At 66.9% G+C, this 18523-nt stretch carries 19 protein-coding genes; 14 read left to right on the top strand and 5 right to left on the bottom strand.

The window, feature by feature from the left end:
* Positions 1–55: 55 nt before the first annotated feature.
* From putP to NFH66_RS11845, 5 genes are all read right to left on the bottom strand, one after another.
* Positions 56–1546, bottom strand: coding sequence for a sodium/proline symporter PutP (gene putP, locus NFH66_RS11865; RefSeq protein WP_349610442.1), 1491 nt, complete (start codon positions 1544–1546; stop codon positions 56–58).
* A gap of 364 nt (positions 1547–1910) precedes the next feature.
* Complete coding sequence (locus NFH66_RS11860) at positions 1911–2726, bottom strand: helix-turn-helix domain-containing protein (RefSeq protein ID WP_349610441.1); 816 nt, start codon at positions 2724–2726, stop codon at positions 1911–1913.
* A 58-nt stretch (positions 2727–2784) separates the two neighbouring features.
* A complete protein-coding gene (locus tag NFH66_RS11855; protein ID WP_349610440.1) occupies positions 2785–3159 on the bottom strand; it encodes a hypothetical protein in 375 nt (124 codons plus the stop codon).
* A 299-nt stretch (positions 3160–3458) separates the two neighbouring features.
* Entirely contained in the window at positions 3459–4367 is a 909-nt protein-coding gene (locus tag NFH66_RS11850; protein ID WP_018077868.1) for a LysR family transcriptional regulator, read from the bottom strand.
* Positions 4368–4764: 397 nt separating this feature from the next.
* Positions 4765–5022: an ExbD/TolR family protein gene (locus tag NFH66_RS11845; protein ID WP_280059662.1), complete on the bottom strand. Its 258-nt coding sequence runs from the start codon at positions 5020–5022 to the stop codon at positions 4765–4767.
* A 254-nt stretch (positions 5023–5276) separates the two neighbouring features.
* On the opposite strand from NFH66_RS11845, the gene NFH66_RS11840 reads away from it, so the two are divergent.
* From NFH66_RS11840 to NFH66_RS11775, 14 genes are all read left to right on the top strand, one after another.
* A complete protein-coding gene (locus NFH66_RS11840) occupies positions 5277–6101 on the top strand; it encodes a LysR family transcriptional regulator (protein WP_349610439.1) in 825 nt (274 codons plus the stop codon).
* 531 nt (positions 6102–6632) lie between these two features.
* The gene (locus NFH66_RS11835) at positions 6633–7394 is read left to right on the top strand and encodes an ATP-binding protein (protein WP_349610438.1); all 762 of its coding nucleotides are present in this window, start codon (positions 6633–6635) and stop codon (positions 7392–7394) included.
* A gap of 118 nt (positions 7395–7512) precedes the next feature.
* Positions 7513–7731: an AlpA family transcriptional regulator gene (locus NFH66_RS11830; RefSeq protein WP_016446183.1), complete on the top strand. Its 219-nt coding sequence runs from the start codon at positions 7513–7515 to the stop codon at positions 7729–7731.
* Between the two features lie 40 nt (positions 7732–7771).
* Positions 7772–8638 (top strand): ParA family protein, encoded by an 867-nt coding sequence (locus NFH66_RS11825; protein ID WP_023093165.1) that lies wholly within the window; start codon positions 7772–7774, stop codon positions 8636–8638.
* On the top strand, positions 8622–8858 hold the full coding sequence (locus tag NFH66_RS11820) for a hypothetical protein (RefSeq protein ID WP_012584779.1): 237 nt from the start codon (positions 8622–8624) through the stop codon (positions 8856–8858). Before NFH66_RS11825 ends, NFH66_RS11820 begins: the two co-directional genes overlap by 17 nt.
* Positions 8851–10509: a ParB family protein gene (locus NFH66_RS11815; RefSeq protein ID WP_349610437.1), complete on the top strand. Its 1659-nt coding sequence runs from the start codon at positions 8851–8853 to the stop codon at positions 10507–10509. Before NFH66_RS11820 ends, NFH66_RS11815 begins: the two co-directional genes overlap by 8 nt.
* 17 nt (positions 10510–10526) lie before the next feature.
* Positions 10527–11087, top strand: coding sequence for a DUF2857 domain-containing protein (locus tag NFH66_RS11810; RefSeq protein ID WP_016446180.1), 561 nt, complete (start codon positions 10527–10529; stop codon positions 11085–11087).
* A 2-nt stretch (positions 11088–11089) separates the two neighbouring features.
* Positions 11090–12283 carry an STY4528 family pathogenicity island replication protein gene (locus NFH66_RS11805; RefSeq protein ID WP_209939216.1) on the top strand — a complete coding sequence of 398 codons (1194 nt, stop codon included), beginning with the start codon at positions 11090–11092 and terminating at the stop codon, positions 12281–12283.
* Positions 12284–12521: 238 nt separating this feature from the next.
* Positions 12522–13274: an OST-HTH/LOTUS domain-containing protein gene (locus NFH66_RS11800; protein ID WP_023101518.1), complete on the top strand. Its 753-nt coding sequence runs from the start codon at positions 12522–12524 to the stop codon at positions 13272–13274.
* 188 nt (positions 13275–13462) lie between these two features.
* Complete coding sequence (locus NFH66_RS11795; protein ID WP_015038897.1) at positions 13463–14251, top strand: PFL_4669 family integrating conjugative element protein; 789 nt, start codon at positions 13463–13465, stop codon at positions 14249–14251.
* Positions 14248–14796, top strand: a complete 549-nt coding sequence (locus tag NFH66_RS11790) for a DUF3158 family protein (RefSeq protein ID WP_034021438.1) — start codon at positions 14248–14250, stop codon at positions 14794–14796. Before NFH66_RS11795 ends, NFH66_RS11790 begins: the two co-directional genes overlap by 4 nt.
* Positions 14793–15176 carry a single-stranded DNA-binding protein gene (locus NFH66_RS11785; protein ID WP_013721963.1) on the top strand — a complete coding sequence of 128 codons (384 nt, stop codon included), beginning with the start codon at positions 14793–14795 and terminating at the stop codon, positions 15174–15176. Before NFH66_RS11790 ends, NFH66_RS11785 begins: the two co-directional genes overlap by 4 nt.
* A 294-nt stretch (positions 15177–15470) precedes the next feature.
* Positions 15471–17486 (top strand): DNA topoisomerase III, encoded by a 2016-nt coding sequence (locus tag NFH66_RS11780; RefSeq protein ID WP_349610436.1) that lies wholly within the window; start codon positions 15471–15473, stop codon positions 17484–17486.
* 779 nt (positions 17487–18265) lie between these two features.
* Positions 18266–18502 carry a hypothetical protein gene (locus NFH66_RS11775; RefSeq protein ID WP_010792170.1) on the top strand — a complete coding sequence of 79 codons (237 nt, stop codon included), beginning with the start codon at positions 18266–18268 and terminating at the stop codon, positions 18500–18502.
* Positions 18503–18523 lie beyond the last annotated feature (21 nt).

Raw genomic sequence — 18523 nt, 5'->3', positions numbered from 1 at the left:
CCGCGAGCGGGGCCACATGGCATTGTTTGACTCAGCGCGACATCTGGGGCCAGACCTAGCGCTCGATATGCTGATACTCACCGGCATCGGGGGTGGCGAGGCTCACCACCATGATGGCCACCCAGGCCGCGATAAAGCCGGGGATGATCTCGTAAACGCCGGGCCCGCCCATGAAGGAGCCGTTCCAGCCGAGCGAGATCCAGATCATCACGGTGAGGGCACCTGCCACCATGCCGGCGATGGCACCGGCGCCATTGGTGCGCGGCCACATCAGCGAGAGGATGATCAGCGGACCGAAGGCCGAGCCGAAGCCTGCCCAGGCGTTGCTGACCAGGCCCAACACCTGGGAATCGGGGTTGGAGGCGATGATCACGGCGACGATACCCACCAGCACCACACACAGGCGGCCGATCGCTACCGTCTCCTTGTCCGATGCCTGCTTGCGCAGGAAGAGCCGGTAGAAGTCCTCGGTCAGTGACGATGAGGAAACCAGCAGCTGGCTGGAGATGGTGCTCATGATCGCCGCCAGCAGCGCGGCATAGAGGAAGCCGGTGATCAGCGGGTGGAACAGCAGGTTGGCCAGGATGATGAAGATGGTCTCCGGGTCCTCGACGTCTATGCCGTTGCGCACGGCATAGGCCCGGCCGAAGATGCCCAGCGACACGGCACCGATCAGCGAAATAGCCATCCAGGACATGCCGATGTTGCGTGCCACCGGGACCTCCTTGAGGCTGCGGATGGCCATGAAACGCACGATGATGTGCGGCTGGCCGAAGTAGCCCAGCCCCCAGGTCACCGCCGACAGCCAGCCGACGATGGTCAGCCCTTCGGTCCAGGTCAGCAGGGTAGGATCCACCTCGTTGAGCGTCTGGGAAGCCTGGGAGAAGCCGCCACCGCCCTCGCCGAAGAGCACCACCGCTGGCATGATCACCAGCGCCAGCATCATGATGCAGCCCTGCACGAAGTCGGTCAGGCTGACGGCCAGGAAGCCGCCGATGACGGTGTAGGCCAGCACGATGCCCAGGGTGATGATCACCCCCGCGGTGTAGTTGCTCATGCCGCCGAAGTCGAATACCCCGGCGAAGGCGCTTTCGAACAGCTTGCCTCCCGCCACCAGGCCAGAGGCGGTGTAGACCGCGAAGAATACGACGATGACGATGGCCGACACCGTCCGCAATGACAGGGCCCGGGTCGGAAACCGGTTGGCCAGGAACTCGGGGATGGTGATCGCATTGCCGTAGTGGACGGTCTGCTCACGCAGGCGGGGAGCGACCAGGGTCCAGTTGAAGAAAGCGCCCACCAGCAGGCCGATGCCGATCCAGGCCGAGCCGAGGCCCGAGGCGAACAGTGCTCCGGGCAGCCCCAGCAGCAGCCAACCGCTCATGTCCGAGGCCCCGGCCGACAACGCGGCTACCTTGGGGCTCAGGCCGCGTCCCCCGAGCATGTAGTCCTCGGAGGACGAGGTGGCTCTCTGCATCGCATAAACGCCGATGGCGATCATGAGCGCGAAGTAGCCCAGCAGGCTGATCCATACACCAGTTTCCATGAAAACTCTCCAGTTCATCAGGGTGGAGCTTGGCTCCGAATGATTGGTGCCAGTGCCGAGGGGTCGGCAGCCAGGCACCGCTTTATTGACCTTGTTGTGTGGATATCTCGCCACGCCCGAATGCCCCGAGGCTTGGTGGCGGTGTTTTCCGGAGGAGGCCTCCTGTGATGTCAATCGGTTGTGTGGCGTTCGGGACCAGAACCCCTATCCGGTTGTACCGGCGCCATGAGGGCGAAGCTGTCGCAGCCTGGCCTTCTCCTGACTGTAGGTGCTTGGCGTCGATGATGCTTATGGATTCCGCGGGAGTTATTGCGAAAATCACGGTAATTGCCGGGCATCGGCATCAGGTTGTTAGACTTTTGTCTTAATTTGTGGCGGGGGAGGCGGCCCGGCGCAGCGTGCCGGCGGTGGATCGGGTTGTGGCGGCCAGGCGCCCGCGCAGGTGGCTCGGTGGCTGGCCATAGGCCTCGCGACAGGCGTGGGAAAGAGCGCTTTGGGTGCTGAAGCCGGTGAGGGCGGCGATCTCCGCCAACGGCAGCCGGCTCTCCTCGAGCAGGCGCCGGGCGGCCTCCAGGCGCCGCCGGCGCACGAACTGCCAGGGCGTGAGGCCGGTCTGTCGACGGAAGCAGTCGCGGAAGTGTGATTCGCTGAGGCACGCCTCCCGGGCCAGGTCGGCGACGCTCAGCCGGCGGGCAAGATGCGCCTCGATGAAGCGCTCGAGCCGCTCCAGGTTGAGCCGCGAGGCGGGCGGCGGCTCATTGCGGGCCAGGCGACCGTACAGGCAGCCTAGCAGGGTGGCGGCGAGGCGCTCGCCCTGCTCGTCGTCGTGGGCCGAGTGTTCGAGTTCCAGCAGCAGGAACTCCAGGTAGCGCTTGAGCGGGTCGTCCAGGGTGAAGAAACGGGGCGCGTCGAACAGGCGGGCGAGCCGGTGCTGGGGCCCGGTAAGGGCGGCGGATCGGGTCGGCAGGTCGAGGATCAGTTGGCGGTTGTCGCCGGTGCCGGCGTAGTAGTGCACATGGTTGGCCGGCACGATGCAGCCGGAGAGCGCCGAGATGGCGCCGCCCAACCCCGCGATCTCGAACTCCGCGCGGCCGCGCAGGCCGATCACCACCTGGTGGAAGTCGTGGGCATGGTGGCGGGTGGCGGTATCGAGGGGCGTCTGGTGGATCACGCTAGGCATGGTGGCTTCCCTCCGGCGGGCGGGCGAAAGCGCATCCTACTCCGTGCGGCAGGTTGATTCATTGCTCGCTGCCTGAGCGCTCCTGGAGGGCCTGACGGCGTGCCAGGTGGGCGCGCAGCGCCTCGAGCTCACCATGTCCCGTCGCGTCCAGCAGCGGCTTGCCGCGAGCAGCGCGGCCGTGGTTGCCGTGCTCATCCATCAGGCGTTGGGCGCGGCGGCGCACGCCGTCCAGATAGTCGTCGTGGCGGATCGGGTAGCCCATGATGGCGTTCCATTCGCTCTCGTTCACGCGGCCCTCCAGGGCCTGTTCGAAGAGCCTGAGCAGTTGCACGGGATCGGTGCGAAAGCGCGGCGTGCCGGAGAGCAGCAGGATGCCGATCATGCCACCGAAGATCAGTAGGCAGACGGCGAAGACCAGCAGGAACAGGGCCATGGGACGCACCAGGGTGACCCGGGGGAACGGCCACGGAAGGTCAATAAGATGGAGCGGGTGAAGGGAACAGCACCCGGTCGCTAACTCGTTTATTACGAACGTTTTTTCCGATCCAGGCGTCACGGAATGGACTCGATTGTGGACTCAAGTCTTCGGCCTGGTCAACGCAGGCCGTTGCGGGTGATCCAAAGCGAGCCAAGCACATCCATCAACAGCCAGAGCATCGGATTTCATTCCGAAGTCTATCTGTCCACCGGCACATAACGCCACAGGCCGCAACGGACAGGCGAGCTGCGTCCTCAAAGGACCGGCTCATCATCGACCGGCGCGGCCCCGTCTTTCACCCGCTCGATGAATCGCCTCATGGGCTCCGAGGGTTCGCCCCGGCGGCGCAGCAGGTAGGTGGAGAGCATCGGTGGGATGCCGGCCAGGGGACGAATGGAGATGTCCGGGCGCTGTAGCGTCTGCACCTGCGAGGCGATGGCGAAGCCGATGCCGTAGCCGGCGCCGACCAGGGTCAGCATCACGCCCAGGCTGGTCACTTCGTCCACCAGCTTGAGCGGCATGTTCGTGTCCTGCAGCACCGCCTGAATCTGGTGGCGGCAACCGGAGCCCGCCTCGGGGTGGCACAGAACCAGCGGAAACTTCAAGGCTTCGGGCAGCGGCACCTGCACGTGTGCCAGCAAGGGATGGCGTGCGGGCACGATCACCGACAGCGGGTCGGTCCACACCGGCTCGGCGACGAGGCCATCATGCACCGCGTTTGACAACGCAAAGCCGATGTCCAGCAGATCGTCGTGCAGCATCTTGAGCTGCTGCGCGAACGGCAGCTCGAAGACGCGAATCTCCAGCTCGGGCTCCTCCTCACGGCTGCGTGCCAGCAGGGTGGCGATGCGGGGCTGCGCCAGGCTGTCGCAGATGGCGATGCGCAGATGGCCCTGGTAGCCCTGTGCCGCCGCCTTGGCGCTCTTGACTGCCTGCTCCACGGTGGCCATCACGCGCCGGCATTCGCCGAGGAACACCTGGCCGGCCCAGGTCAGCCGCGTCAGGCGTGTGCTGCGGTCGAACAACTGCACGCCAAGCTGGCTTTCCAGGTCGCGCATCGCACGCGACACAGGCGACTGCTCGATGCCCAGACGCTCGGCTGCACGGGCCAGATGCAGTTCTTCCGCAACTGCGACGAAGTAACGCAGCAATCTGAAATCCAAGGCCACCTCCTGTTTGTCTTCTTCTGGTTCGGCATCTCGGGCGCCAGCATCTACATCCGCATCCCGTCAGTACCTCCTTCGATTGCATCGCGTCGAAGCACTCATGCCTGTCGGGACCAGGCCCGTCGCCGACACGCGCGGAGCTGGCCGGCGCACACAGCCGGACACTGAATGCTGATGGCCAGTGTTTGCTGCTGCCATGCCAGGGCGGGCGGCCAAGCAATATGACGCAGGCGTTCCTGCGAACCAGGGCCGCGAAGACGATGCTGCGTCCGCAAGGCTGGTAAATCAGCCGGTGTGTCGAGCACCGCGCGCAGGCGCTCACGCGTGTCGGAGTTCGCGATCGGTGCAGCCGACGACGACACGCCGGCGTCAGGGCGGGCGTGCCGATGCAGTTTCATGGGGGTGTCTTTCGGCTCACCCCGGTCGTGGCCTGGTCGGTCACGAACCCAGCTCCAACACCCCGGACTTCTGCGTAGCCGCCATCCCCTGGGCGACGCGCTCGTAGATCCACCAGGCGGTCGCCGCGGATGAAGTCCTCGGGCTGCGGTTGACGCGGCGCGGAGGCCTGCAGCCGCTGCGCGAGCTGCTCGTCGCCCATGCGTTCGTCGTTCCAGAACACGCTGCCGTGGGTAGTGACGGACAGGTTCGCCACGTCGGGCTTGATCGGCTTCACTCCATTCAGACACAGATGCTAATAAGAACTATTATTGATTGTCCGTGGTTTTGTGTGATATGGCAACACCGATGGAATAACCCGGCCTTGCCTGGACACTCGCAGCCTCGCCAGCGACTGAAGGCCGGATGGCGGCAACTGGAAAGCCTCTGTGACCGGCATCGCCACCGGGAAGCACTCATGCGGTTCCCTACGGCCAGAGGAATGGACTCCACTTTCTGGGGGGGAAGTACATGAACTTACGCCATCTTCGCTGTTTCATCGCCGTGGCCGAGGAGTTGCACTTCGGCCGGGCGGCGCGAAGGCTGCATGTGGAGCAGTCACCCCTGTCGCGAACGATCCGCCAACTGGAGGCGGACTTGGGCGTGACGCTGCTGGAGCGCGGGGTGCGCCTGACCCCGGCCGGGCAGGTGTTCCTGGAGGAGGCCCGGCGCGTGCTGCTGACCCTTGAGCAAGCCCAGACCAAGGCGCGGGCGGTGGCGGCGGGACACCGGGGCACCCTGCGCATCGCCTTGGCCGGCGGCGTCGGGCGGACCCGGCTGTCGGCGCTGCTCGCGCTGTGCCGGGAGGAGGCGCCGGAAGTGGGCATCCGGCTGTTCGAGGCGCCGCTGTCGCAGGTGGTGGGCGGGCTGGGCAACGACCTGTACGACGCGGCCTTTGCGATGGCCGGCGAGATGGAGGCCGGGGTGGTCGCCATGCCGGTGTGGCAAGACCCGCTGGTGCTGTGCCACCCGCAGGTGTGTGCGGAGTGCAGCCGGCAATGCGAGCGCCTGCTACGCCTGGTGGAGACACCGTCGGTCGTGGCCGAGTACGTGACGACCCACTCGCTGATGCTGGCCCTGGTGGCGGCCGGCTATGGCGTGGGATTTTCCACCGAGGCGCACGTGGTGGCATGCCGGCAGGCGGACGTGATCGTCCGGCCGCTGGATGAAGACTCGGCGGCGCTGACGACCTACCTGCTACATCCCGAGGGCGCGATGTCGGAGCCACTGCACCACTTCATCGACCGTGCGCAGCGTGTCGGCCATATGCCGTTGGATACGCAACGGCTCGCATGAGGCTGTTTCAGGCGGGTTGGCCGATTCCATTTTGGTCAAACCGCCAGACCTGTTTTGTCATAGCGGGTTTCCATTGACGTTGTGCACGGGCGCGCTGCATCCAGGCGTTGCTCGCGCTTGCGGTTGGCATCCTGCGATGAAACTCGCATGCCCATCGTGGCGCGTCACAGCGAAGACGCGCGGCGCAACAGTGCTTGCCGTATGCGCATCGGCTCTGGCGTGTTGAGCTGATCGCGCTTTACTGGGCCTTTTCCCCTGCAAAGACTTTGGCCTGGTTATCCGGGTCAGGCATGGTGCCCGCGAATGATGCTGGTGACAGCATGTTTCGCGGCTTGCGAATTGTGAGTGATGGCGCCATGCGCGGCAAGACGCACATCTCGCAACGAAACCGGCGGCATCGTCGATGCCACGGTCTTCGCCGCTTCGCCACTTGCTCGTTTCGCCCGGAGATTTCTGGACAGCCACGCACGTCGCCTGTACGGCGGGTGCGTGTGTGTGGACTCGGTGCGATGACGAATGGAGGCGCGTGATATGCCGAAGTCGAGCAGCCTGGCCGATGGCGCCAAGACCTACTACCGCCCGATCGAGGCGGCAATCCGCTGGAGCGGATTGCTGCGCTTCGAGCAGCGCATCCTGGCGACCTTGGGACAGCGGCCTCTGCCGGAGGCAACGGAGTTTCCGCGCTGGCCGATGCTGCGGTTGAACGCCGAAAGAATCTTCGATGCGCTGGCTCACGGCGAGCTGCCGTATGGCAAGGACGGCTTGGCGCGGGACACGCAGGGCCTGACGATGGACGACCCGTCGCTGACCGTGCGGCACGTCGATCTGAAAGCCTGGATGGCGCACTACTACCCCGGCGAGAAACCGGCGTTTCTGTTCGATGAGATCGAGCGTGCGCTTCACCCGGCGATCAGCCTGGACACAGTGGGCGCATTGATGGCCGAGCGGGAAGCGATCAAGGCGCGGCTGGCGGAACACTTGGGCGTGCACGAGACGCTGCGCGCCGAGCACGAGGCGCTGCTGAAGACGCACGCCGCCTACACGGCCGACGCGGAGCGTGCGAGCACGCCTGGGCCGCGCAGCGAATCGACCTACCTGAACATCGTTGGCGGGTTACTGACGCTACTGCTGGGCAAGTCGCCCAGCGGCATGCCGTATTCCAGCTTCCTGACGCAGGAAGCCATCATCAGCGCGATGGTGGCGCACCACGGCAACGCGATGGGCATCACCGAGCGCACGCTGCAGGCCAAGTTCGCACTGGCTCGGCGCAATCTGCAGAGCACAAATTCCTGAGCGATGCCAGACCGTATCTGCGGTCGCGGATGCCGCATTTGCGGTGTCTTTCCTCAGCGCGGCGTTCTTAATGCGAGTCACGCCAATCAGCGCCACTGAGCGTTAAGGAGTGACCCTCATGTCTTCGCAGACCACCGCCACGGCGGCACCGACCGAGCACCGCATCCTGCGCCGCGCCGAGGTCGAAGCCAAGACCGGCTTCAAGCGCGCGCACATCTACAGCCTGATGAAGGAAGGCAAGTTCCCCAAGGCGCTGCGCCTGGGCGTGCGCGCGGTGGGCTGGGACTCGGTGGAGATCGAACAGTGGATCGCCGATCGCCTCAAAGAACGCGCCTGACGCTTCTTCTCGGTTCATGCCATTCGACGAGGAGAAGCCCATGCAGGTGGTGTCCATCATTTCGACCAAGGGCGGCGTGGGCAAGACCACGACGGCGGCCAACCTGGGCGGCTTTATCGCCGATGCCGGGCTGCGCGTGCTGCTGCTGGACCTGGACGTGCAGCCCACGCTGTCGAGCTACTTCACGCTGGACGCGCGCGCGCCCGGCGGCATCTACGAGATGCTGGCCTTCAACGAGCGGCGCATCGAGCAACTGGTGTCACGCACCGCGATCGCGGGCCTGGACCTGGTGCTCTCCAACGACGACCGCGGTGAACTGAACACGCTGCTGCTGCACGCTCCGGATGGGCGCCTGCGACTGCGCCATTTGCTGCCCGTCTTCCGCACGCACTATGACCTGCTGTTGATCGACACCCAGGGCGCGCGCAGCGTGCTGCTGGAGATGGCTGTGCTGGCGTCCGACCTGGCGCTGTCGCCGGTGACGCCGGAAATCCTCGCGGCGCGCGAGCTGCGGCGCGGCACGCTGCAACTGATCGAGGACATCGCGCCGTATCGGCACCTGGGCATCGAGCCGCCGCCGCTGCGCCTGCTCATCAACCGTGTGCATCCGGTGTCGTCGAACGCGCGGCTGGTCCAGCAGGCGCTGCGACAGGTGTTCCAGGAACAGGCCGGCGTGCAGGTGCTGGGCACCGACGTGCCGGCCATCGAAGCCTATCCGCGCGCTGCGACACGAGGATTGCCAGTGCACCGGGTGGAGTACCGGCAGCCGGCTGGGCGCACGGCGCCCGCGGCGCTGGAGACCATGCGCACGCTGGCCGGCGAGCTGTTCCCCGCGTGGCGGGAGTGCTTCGCGCTGGTCACCGGCCGGGCCGATGCGGGAGGGGCCAGCCATGGCGAGCGCACATGAACTGGCGCGCGGCCGTGAACGGCTGCGCGCGCTGATCGAGTTCGCGCTGGGCGAAGGCTGGCGCGTGGTGCGCACGTCCGGCGGGCACCTGAAATTCACGAAGCAAGGCTGCGCGTCGATCTACACCAGTTCGACGGCGAGCGACCACCGTGCCGACCGCAATGCCCGCGCGCAACTTCGCCGCGCCGACCGGCAGGCGCAGGAGAACGGCCGTGGCTGAGCTGACGCCGCAGGACATGGCTGCCAAGCTTCTGGCCACCGGCTTCGAGCGCAGCGGCCCTTCGGCCGCGACCTTGAGCGACCCCATCGCCGACACGCCGATGGTGGTGACGCTGGACCAGTTGCGGCCCTACGACCACGACCCGCGCGTGACGCGCAACCCGGCCTATGCGGAGATCAAGGCGTCCATCCGCGAACGCGGGCTGGACGCGCCCCCCGCGATCACGCGCAGGCCGGGCGAGGCGCACTACATCATTCGCAACGGCGGCAACACGCGGCTGGCGATCCTGCGCGAGTTGTGGAGCGAGACCAAGGAGGAACGCTTCTTCCGCATTGCGTGCCTGTTCCGCCCGTGGCCGGCGCGCGGCGAAATCGTGGCGCTGACCGGACATCTGGCCGAGAACGAGCTGCGCGGCGGGCTGACCTTCATCGAGCGGGCATTGGGCATCGAGAAGGCGCGCGAGTTCTACGAGCAGGAAAGCGGCCAGGCGCTGTCACAGAGCGAACTCGCGCGGCGGCTGACGGCCGACGGCTATCCGGTGCCGCAGTCACACATCAGCCGCATGAACGATGCGGTGCGCTATCTGCTGCCGGCGATCCCGACGCTGCTGTACGGCGGATTGGGCCGGCATCAGGTGGACCGGCTCGCAGTGCTGCGCAAGGCGTGCGAGCGCACCTGGGAGCGGCGGGCGCTGGGCCGCACTGTGGCCGTGGACTTCGCCACCTTGTTTCAGGACGTGCTGACGCAGTTCGACACACAGCCGGACGACTTCTCGCCGCAGCGAGTACAGGACGAGCTGGTGGGCCAGATGGCCGAGCTGCTGGAGGCGGACTACGACACGCTGGCGCTGGAGATCAACGACAGCGAAAGCCGCCAGCGTGCGCTGACCAGCGAACCGGCGGCGCCGACGCCAGCGGCAGCGCCTGTCGTGCCTGCTGCACCTCCCCCGCCGGTCTCCGCGCCTCAGCAGCCACCCGCCTCGTCTGTGCCGCGCGACACCACGCCAGCCGCGCCTCCGGCGCCAGCAGCAACACCGCCTGCACCGCTCGAGGCGCCGGAGGAGCAGCACGGGCAGCGCGACGAGCGCCTGCAAGGGCACATCGTGACGCCGGCGCCGACCACCGAGCGCCTGCAGTCCATCCAACGGATGGTCGCGGACCAGCTCGGCGACAAGCTGCCCGACTTCGAGGCCGATGCGCTGCGTGCGATCCCCGTGCAGGCGGGCGGACTCTATCCCATCTCGGACGTCTGGTACATCGAGCCGAGCTTGGACGTGCCGGATCGCCTGCGCGTGCACATCGCGCAATTCGCGCGCGAGATCGCCGGGGACGCAGCGGTAGCCGACCACATCGAGGCCAGCGACGGCGGCATCGGCTTCGTCTGCGTGGCGCCGGCCGTGGGCCAGGCGAAGGCGCTGCCGGTGTTCGCGCGGGCGGTGCTGACCCTGCTGCATGCGCTGAGTGCAGCGCCGCCCGCCGCGAACGGATTGGACCGCGCGCGGCTGGCCGATGAGCTGGCGGCGCTGCTCCATGGCCATGGCGGCTCGGCCACACGCCTGAGCGATGCTGCGCTGGTGAAGCTGTTCCGTCTGCTGCGCCTGGCGCGCCGGCTGCTGGATCTGGAAGCCGGCGTAGCGAGCCAGGATTCCTGAGCGCAGGAGGCTCCCGTATGTCGGCACCGCACCCGCTCAACCAGGCCGTGATCGCCCAGGCCCTGCATGACCTGCGCAACGGCCAGTTGCGCCGCTGCAAGGCCATGGGCTTCGGCGAGGAGGAGCTGGATGCGCTGAAACACCCCGAGCTCGTGAGCATGCTGGTGAATGCCACGGTGTCGTGGTGTTCGGTATCGGTGAACCGGGAAGTGTTGAAGCGGCTGCTGAGCCAGGTGCACGACGTGGAGCGGGAGATCGCCACGGTGGACCGCATGCTGCGCTTGGGGGCGAGCACGGAGATGGTCAGCAAGTTCTACGGCCTCACGCATCAGGAAGTGGCGCTGCGCCGCGACATCCTCGGGCTGCCCAAGCGCAAGGGCCGGCATCCGGTACTCGACGAGGCGCAGGACGTGGCCTTGTGGGAGCGCTGGAAGGCCGGCGTCGCCGAGCGCCATGTCGCCCTGACCGACGACATGGCGATGCTGGCGCTGACCATGGACCTGGCCGAGGCCATGACCCTGCCCATGTCGGTGATCTGGTCGGCGATACGCAACTGGATCGACCAGGGGCTGGTGTAGCCATGACCACGGGCGGCGCACCACGGCGCGAAGGCCCCGTTGCGCTGTCGGCGTTGTTCGACGAGGCGCTGCGGCACCTTGAGCCGAAGGAACCGGCGCAGGGCACGGCGCCGGCCGCCGACGGTTTCCTCTACAGCGGCAACCGCCATGAGAGCGTGCCGCGCCGACTGTTCCTCGACCGACGCCTGACGCCGCTGGAGCGCAACGCCTGGCAGGTGTTCCGCCTGCAGCTCAACGACGACGGCGTGACCGCCTTTCCCACCTACGACCAATTGCGCCCCTACCTGGCCTCGATGCCCTGCGCGGCGCAGGCATCGCACGAGACCGTGGCGCGCGCCCTGACGCTGCTGCGGCTGACGCGCTGGCTGAGCCTGGTGCGACGACGGCGCGACCCGAAGACCGGCCGTATCCAAGGCAACCTCTACGTGCTGCACGACGAACCGCTGTCGCCCTTCGAGGCGATGCAGCTCGATGCCGACTACCTCGGTCTGGTCAGCCAGGCGCTGACCCATGCCGCCAAGGCGGTGCAGATCGTGGGCATGAACACGCTCAAGGAGATTGCCGAAGACCCGCTGCTCAGCGGCCGCACGCTGCCGACCCGCCTGCAGGTGCTGGCGCAGCGCATGGCGCTGCATGGCTGGACGACGCCAGGTTATCCACAGGAGGGTGCGGACCACGAATCCGAAGAAGGCCAGGAAGCCCTTCTTCGGAATGCTGCGCGCCCGTCTTCGGAATCCGAAGCAGGGCCGAAACCCGCGCCGGACGGCTCTCTTCGGATTCCGAAGGAGGACCGTACAGTACGTAATGATCGTATAAATGAAGTACGTACAGTACCGCGCGCGAGGGCCTTGCAGAACCTGCGGCTGCCGGACCGTTTCCTGCGTTTGAAGGACGAGCAGCAGGCCGGCGCGCTGGTGGCGCTGCAGCAGGTGGACGAGGCGCTGAGGCAGGCCGTTCTCGACGAGTGGGCGGCACGCTGCCACAACAGCGCGGTACGCAACCCGGCCGGCTACCTGTTTGGCATCATCCAGAAGGCGATCCGCGGGGAGTTCAAGGCCTGGGCCGGAGAAAGTGCATCGGCACCGCCAGCGCCCCCGTCACCTGCGCCCTCGTCACCGCCGGCATCCCGTGCGGCTGACCCCGAGGTCGCACGTGCCTACCTGGCTCAGCTCCGAGAAGCCTTGCGTGATCGCTGATGTTGACTATCCCCAGGGGATAGCTGGAACAGACATCTTTCCGCCGCGCTCGATTGTCGCCCGCCGAATGACAGGCGAAACTGTCGCCTGTGAATCAGACGAGGACAGCCACGCACGAGCCCGGCCGACGATGGACACGACGACTTCCCCCGCCACAAACGCACTGCAACCACTACAGCAAGACGTTCAGCGCTTGCTGGGCAGATGCCTGTTGCGCCTTCAACAATACGAGCGCCTCATGAAAGCCATCGTGGCCCACCACGAGATTTCAGGCCCGGCGCATTCGCTGGAGGCCATTCGCGCAGCGCGGATTGAAGATGCCGCGACCAAGACCCTGGGCACGTTGGTCGGACAACTGTTTGGTTCGTATGTCGTCACCGATGGAAATGGCGGCGAGGAACGCGACGACGATCTTCCCGGCGACGTGATTTCCTTTCGCACGCGCGTGCAACTGAGCCTGTCTGCGCAGGACTACGCCAACACCCAGGCCGACCTCAAAGACCTGGTATCGCTGCGCAACACCCTGGTGCACCACTTCATCGATCAGCACGATCTATGGACCGTGGACGGGTGCCGCGTTGCACAGGACGAACTCGGTTCCGCCTACACGCGCATCGATCAACACTTCGAGCAGCTGCGCGGCTGGGCCGAGCACATGGATCAGGCGCGGCGCCTGGCAGCGGAGTTCGTCCAGTCGGATGTGTTCCACGACCTGGTGGTCAATGGCATCGCGCCGGACGGCACGGTGGACTGGCCGGCCGCCGGCATCGTCCGCGCGCTGCGCGAGGCCGCCGCGCAGTTGGCCGTCGAGGGCTGGACACCCATCGCCGCCGCTGGCCGCTGGATCGCGGACCGGCATCCCGAGCAACTTCCAGCCAAGTACGGCTGCAGCAGTTGGCGGCAGGTGGTGCACGAGTGCCGCCTGTTCGAGCTTCGCTACCGTGAGGTGGAGGGGCAACGGGCCGCTTGGTACAGACCTCGCGAGGCGTAGCCCCGCAACGCGGTCTCACCTCCGCGCGAGCCGCGAACAAGTCCGCCGAGCTATCCCCAGGGGATAGCCGGCACACACAGCCTTCCGTGCAGAACAAACCGGGCGCACATGGGCTGCGGTTTGTTGACTGACAGCCTTCCGGCCGATGCCGATGCTGGCGACTCGCCCCTTCACCGCGAGTCGCTCCCATGGCCAACGAACGCACAGAACCCCTGCAACTGAATCTCGGATCGCTGCGCAGCGCGATGTCGCTGACGCTGCACACGCACCACGCTTCGCGCATCTGGCACGGCCGCGCGCCGACCGAGGGGCGCCCCGGCATCATCGGACTCAACGGCTATATCGGCGCCATGAACAAGATGAAGCGCGGCGCCGAGCAGGACGACCCGTACTCGGACTGGTGGATGTTGCGGATCGAGGACAAGCTCGCCGACACCAGGACCCGTCTGCAGACCCTGCGCGAACAGGTGGATCAGGCCTTGGCCGACGTGCCAGCGGCGCTGTCGCTGGGCGAGAACATGAACGTGCAGCCGGTGAAGCTGCCGCTGTTCGTCAATGCTCAGCTCGGTTTCATGGCGGTGTACCTGCTGGCCGACTACGACGACCTGGCACGCAAACTCATCCTGGCGCACCACACGGCGCTGATCGACCGCAGCACCTTGGAGCGCTGGCTCAATGATGGCGCGCACGCGCTGCGCAGCCTGTTCTCGCTGGCCCAGCAGTACCGCTACTCGGGCACGACGCGCGACGACTTCGCGGCGAAGAACGCCGCGGCGCGAGCGGCGCTGGAGAAGTTCGGCGAGCTGCCGCAGGACGTGCTGGAAGGCACGCGCCGCTCGCGCTTCGCGCCACCGATCGCGCGGCGGACGACCAAGCCCGGCACGCCGCCTGCTGCGCCCGCCATCGAGCCCGATGCGCCGGCTCACACGGATGGCGCAGCCGATGGTGCGGCGGGCGATGAGGGTACTGACGCATGACGGCATCGCCCCCCATCAGCCACTCCACGCGCTTCGTGGCGCTGGAACAGGCGGACTTCCAGCGGCTGGAACACGCAGGCTACCTAAAAGGCCTTTTACAGCCTTTTAAGGGTAAGGGGAGTCTGGAGACCTGGGCCAGCCAGTGCGCGGCGCTGCGCGACGACGTGATTGGCCTGGCGCAGCGGCGCGTGCTGCCCCAGGCGCGCGCCTACCCCTTCAGCCTGCTCCACGTGCAACTGGCCCAGCAGGCCACTGGCGCAGGGACGACCTTCCTGCGCTGGCGCAACCTCGACCGTTCCTCCATGGGCGTGGCGTTGTGGGAGGCCCTGCTGGCCAACCCCGCGACGCCGGCCTCGCTGATCGACGAGCTGTACGCGATGGAACTGCAGCGCATCGTGCTGAACATGCAGATCAGCCTGACCCACAGCATCGCTCGCCAAGCCCTGGAATGCGCCAGCAAGGCCGCCCAGGCCGAAGCGGCTTACCTGCGACGTGTCCACGGGCATACCGCGGCCGTTCCACCCACCACCAAGGAGTCACCATGAGCACGCACTTCGTCGGCGAGGGCAACATCGGTTCTGCGCCGGACTACCGCGAATTCCCGAACGGCAACGACGAGCCGCGCCGGCTGCTTCGCCTGAACGTCTATTTCGACAACCCGATCCCGAAGAAGGACGGCGAGTACGAAGATCGCGGCGGCTTCTGGGCGCCGGTGGAGCTGTGGCACCGCGACGCCGATCACTGGAAGACGCTGTATCAGAAGGGTATGCGGGTGCTGGTCGAGGGCCGCACCGTGCGCGACGAATGGGAGGACGCCGACGAGAACGAGCGCGTCACGTTCAAGGTCGAGGCCCGGCGCGTGGGCATCCTGCCGTACCGCATCGAGTCGGTGGCGCTCAGCGCCAAGCCGGCCGGCGGACAGTAGTTCGCCCATCGCCGCTCCCCCGAGGGCGGCTGTAGCAACCGTCATACGCCCGCGATGCACCAGCGAGCTATCCCCAGGGGATAGCTCCAAGGTCGTCCACAGAGTTCCAGCCGCCCTCCCGTAACGACGCTTTTGCTGTGCCAGCTCCTGCGGTCTATGCGCACCGCTGCGGCAACGGACCGCCTGCCGATCACAAAGCGGTGTCTGCGCCAATCGGCTTCCTTGCTGCCGGCATCTCCTGGCCCCGCCAAGCTGACGCCCATCCGATGAACCGCACATTTCCAAGGAGGCTTCATGCGCGTGTTCCTGTGCGAGAAGCCGTCCCAGGGCAAGGACATCGCCCGTGTGCTGGGTGCCGGTCAACGCGGCAACGGCTGCTACAGCGGCGCGGGTGTCGTCGTGACCTGGTGCATCGGTCATCTGGTGGAGGCGGTTCCGCCCGAAGGCTACGGCGAACAATACAAGCGCTGGGCCATCGAGCAACTGCCCATTCTTCCTGAGCGTTGGCGTGTCGAGCCCAAGGCGGCGACCGCGGCGCAATTCAAGGTCGTGCAGCAGCTCGTCGCCAAGGCGGGCGAGCTGGTGATAGCGACCGACGCCGACCGCGAGGGCGAGATGATCGCCCGCGAGATCATCGACCTGTGCGGCTACCACGGGCCGATTCAGCGCCTGTGGCTGTCGGCGCTCAACGATGCGTCGATCCGCAAGGCGCTGGGTGCGCTCAAGCCGTCCGCCGAGACGCTGCCGCTGTACTACTCGGCCCTGGCCCGCTCGCGTGCCGACTGGCTGATCGGCATGAACCTGAGCCGGCTGTTTACGCTTCTAGGTCGGCAGGCCGGCTACACCGGCGTGCTGTCGGTGGGGCGCGTGCAGACGCCGACGCTGAAGTTGGTGGTGGATCGTGATCGCGAGATCGCGCGCTTCGTCTCTGTGCCGTATTGGGCCGTGGACGTGCTGCTATCCCATGCCGGCCGGTCCTTCACCGCGAGCTGGATACCGCCCGAAGGCAGCACCGATGCAGCGGGTCGCTGCCTTCAGCAGCCGGTGGCGCAGCAGGCTGCGGATTGCATTCGCGCCGCACGCGATGCGCAGGTCGTGTCGGTGGACACCGAGCGCGTGCGCGAGGCACCGCCGCTGCCGTTCGACCTGGGCACGCTGCAGGAGGTGTGCTCCAAGCAGTTGGGCCTCGACGTGCAGGAGACGCTGGACATCGCGCAGGCGCTGTACGAGACGCACAAGGCGACGACCTATCCGCGCAGCGACTCGGGATACCTGCCCGAAAGCATGCTCGCGGAAGTGCCGGCGGTGCTCGATGCACTGCTCGCCACCGATCCCAGCCTGCGGCCCTTGATCGGCCAGCTCGACCGCAACCAGCGTTCGCGCGCCTGGAACGACGGCAAGGTGACGGCTCACCACGGCATCATCCCGACGCTGGAGCCCGCCAACCTGTCGGCCATGAACGAGAAGGAACTGGCCGTCTACCGGCTGATCCGCGCCCATTACCTCGCGCAGTTCCTCCCGCACCATGAGTTCGACCGGACGGTGGCGCAGTTCTCGTGCGGCAGTCAGTCGCTGGCGGCCGTGGGCAAGCAGATCGCCGTCACCGGCTGGCGCGAGGTGCTGGCGACGCCGGGGCCGGACGATGCCGATGGCGAGGATGCGCAGCGCAGCCAGGTGCTGCCGGCGCTGCATGCGGGCCTGTCCTGCCCGGTCGGGAAGGTGGATCTCAAGGCGCTGAAGACGCTGCCGCCCAAGCCCTACACGCAGGGCGAGCTGATCAAGGCCATGAAGACCGTCGCCAAGTTCGTGACCGACCCGCGGCTGAAACAGAAGCTGCGAGATACCACCGGCATCGGCACCGAGGCGACACGCGCCAACATCATCAACGGTCTGATCGGTCGCGGCTACCTGGTCAAGAAAGGCCGCGCCGTCCGCGCTTCCGACGCGGCATTCACGCTCATCGACGCGGTGCCCTCGGCCATCGCCGACCCCGGCACCACGGCGGTGTGGGAGCAGGCGCTCGACATGATCGAGGCCGGCCAGATGGCGTTGGACACCTTCATCGAGAAGCAGTCCGTGTGGGTCGGTCAGCTCGTGCAGCAGTACCGCGGCGCGACGCTCTCGCTCAAGCTGCCGCCGACGCCGGCCTGCCCACAGTGCGGCGCACCGATGCAGCAGCGCACGGGCAAGAGCGGCGCGTTCTGGTCCTGCTCGCGCTACCCGGACTGCAAGGGCACGTTGCCGATCGAGTCCCCGACGGGCCGGCGCAGCGCACCGCGCAAGCGGCGCGCTACCTCCAAGGCGTCCTGATCCTCGCTTCCCCCTGCCGCGCCGGCCACTTCACTGGCGGCGAGGCAAACGTCCCGCACCGCGCGGGACTCCAAAGCGCGCGTCTCCTTCTGCAACGGTGTGCGCGCCCCGTCTGCCCGCCATCGGGCGACGGGGCGAGAAGGTCATTGCTCCACGAATCGCGCCCGCCGCCATTCCCTTGATCGGTGTGCCTTGCCTCGGTCATGAGGGGCTTCCTGACGCCTTGCCGCCGCGCGAGCCGTGAGGAGGCCCCTTGGGCCGAGGGTATTCCGTGCCGGTGCCCGCCGGCGAAACATCGGGCTCCCTTTGTGTGTGGATGCACGCCAGAGGTTTCCGGCCCCAGCCACGAAACGGGCCGGGTGCGATTGCTGACGCAGCGAACGGCTTTGACGACGGCCCGCGCTGACGCAGCCCACAGGTGGTTTTCCTTCCTCTCCAGCCGAAGGCCCGCGTGGCCTTCGGCGCCCTGGTCCTTGCCTTGTCCCGTGACGCGGGCCTGCCCTAAAGCGGACCGTCCGCGATTCGGTTTTCCCTGCGACGGCAGCCATGCTTCGCGCCCATCCTCACGCCATGCGTTGCTGACAGTCGTCAGCGGCATGCCCTGGCAGTCCCGGTCTTCAAGACTGCAACGCGGTTCGCCGCGTTGACCGATCCAGTCCGCTTCGCATCGCCCACCGCGGACGCTCGCCGGCCTGGCGACGATGCACTTTTCTCAACCACCCGAGGGGAACTCCATCCTCTACGGGATGCGTGCTCCTCGACCCACCAAGGAGCACGGCATGTCTGAACCTTCCGCATCTTCCTCTGCAACCGCAGTACGCAGTGGTGCGCTGGCGCTGGCCTGGACCGGCAAGCGTCTGCCGCTACAGGTGCTGCGCAGCGCGGCCGGCCACTACATCGGCACGCAAGACGACGAAGGCCCGGTATCGCGGGAGTCCGTCGAGTATTTCCCGACCCACCTCGCAGCACAGCGTGCCCTGGATACCCATGCCTGGACACAGCGCGCTCACCCCTGATTCCCACCCTTCAAGGAGTTC

Origin of the sequence: Halomonas sp. H10-9-1 (genome assembly GCF_040147005.1) — a bacterium.
Lineage (GTDB): Bacteria > Pseudomonadota > Gammaproteobacteria > Pseudomonadales > Halomonadaceae > Halomonas.
Note: the sequence above shows the minus strand (reverse complement) of the source record. Positions and strands in the feature narration are given on the sequence as shown.

What these genes read in the sequence shown, in the direction of transcription:
- NFH66_RS11810 (WP_016446180.1), top strand. Translation starts at nt 10,527, where the DNA reads ATGTCGGCACCGCACCCGCTCAACCAGGCCGTGATCGCCCAGGCCCTG.
- putP (WP_349610442.1), bottom strand. Translation starts at nt 1,546, where the DNA reads ATGGAAACTGGTGTATGGATCAGCCTGCTGGGCTACTTCGCGCTCATG.
- NFH66_RS11860 (WP_349610441.1), bottom strand. Translation starts at nt 2,726, where the DNA reads ATGCCTAGCGTGATCCACCAGACGCCCCTCGATACCGCCACCCGCCAC.
- NFH66_RS11790 (WP_034021438.1), top strand. Translation starts at nt 14,248, where the DNA reads ATGACGGCATCGCCCCCCATCAGCCACTCCACGCGCTTCGTGGCGCTG.
- NFH66_RS11820 (WP_012584779.1), top strand. Translation starts at nt 8,622, where the DNA reads ATGGCGAGCGCACATGAACTGGCGCGCGGCCGTGAACGGCTGCGCGCG.
- NFH66_RS11840 (WP_349610439.1), top strand. Translation starts at nt 5,277, where the DNA reads ATGAACTTACGCCATCTTCGCTGTTTCATCGCCGTGGCCGAGGAGTTG.
- NFH66_RS11785 (WP_013721963.1), top strand. Translation starts at nt 14,793, where the DNA reads ATGAGCACGCACTTCGTCGGCGAGGGCAACATCGGTTCTGCGCCGGAC.
- NFH66_RS11825 (WP_023093165.1), top strand. Translation starts at nt 7,772, where the DNA reads ATGCAGGTGGTGTCCATCATTTCGACCAAGGGCGGCGTGGGCAAGACC.
- NFH66_RS11780 (WP_349610436.1), top strand. Translation starts at nt 15,471, where the DNA reads ATGCGCGTGTTCCTGTGCGAGAAGCCGTCCCAGGGCAAGGACATCGCC.
- NFH66_RS11835 (WP_349610438.1), top strand. Translation starts at nt 6,633, where the DNA reads ATGCCGAAGTCGAGCAGCCTGGCCGATGGCGCCAAGACCTACTACCGC.
- NFH66_RS11805 (WP_209939216.1), top strand. Translation starts at nt 11,090, where the DNA reads ATGACCACGGGCGGCGCACCACGGCGCGAAGGCCCCGTTGCGCTGTCG.
- NFH66_RS11795 (WP_015038897.1), top strand. Translation starts at nt 13,463, where the DNA reads ATGGCCAACGAACGCACAGAACCCCTGCAACTGAATCTCGGATCGCTG.
- NFH66_RS11855 (WP_349610440.1), bottom strand. Translation starts at nt 3,159, where the DNA reads ATGGCCCTGTTCCTGCTGGTCTTCGCCGTCTGCCTACTGATCTTCGGT.
- NFH66_RS11800 (WP_023101518.1), top strand. Translation starts at nt 12,522, where the DNA reads ATGAAAGCCATCGTGGCCCACCACGAGATTTCAGGCCCGGCGCATTCG.
- NFH66_RS11830 (WP_016446183.1), top strand. Translation starts at nt 7,513, where the DNA reads ATGTCTTCGCAGACCACCGCCACGGCGGCACCGACCGAGCACCGCATC.
- NFH66_RS11775 (WP_010792170.1), top strand. Translation starts at nt 18,266, where the DNA reads ATGTCTGAACCTTCCGCATCTTCCTCTGCAACCGCAGTACGCAGTGGT.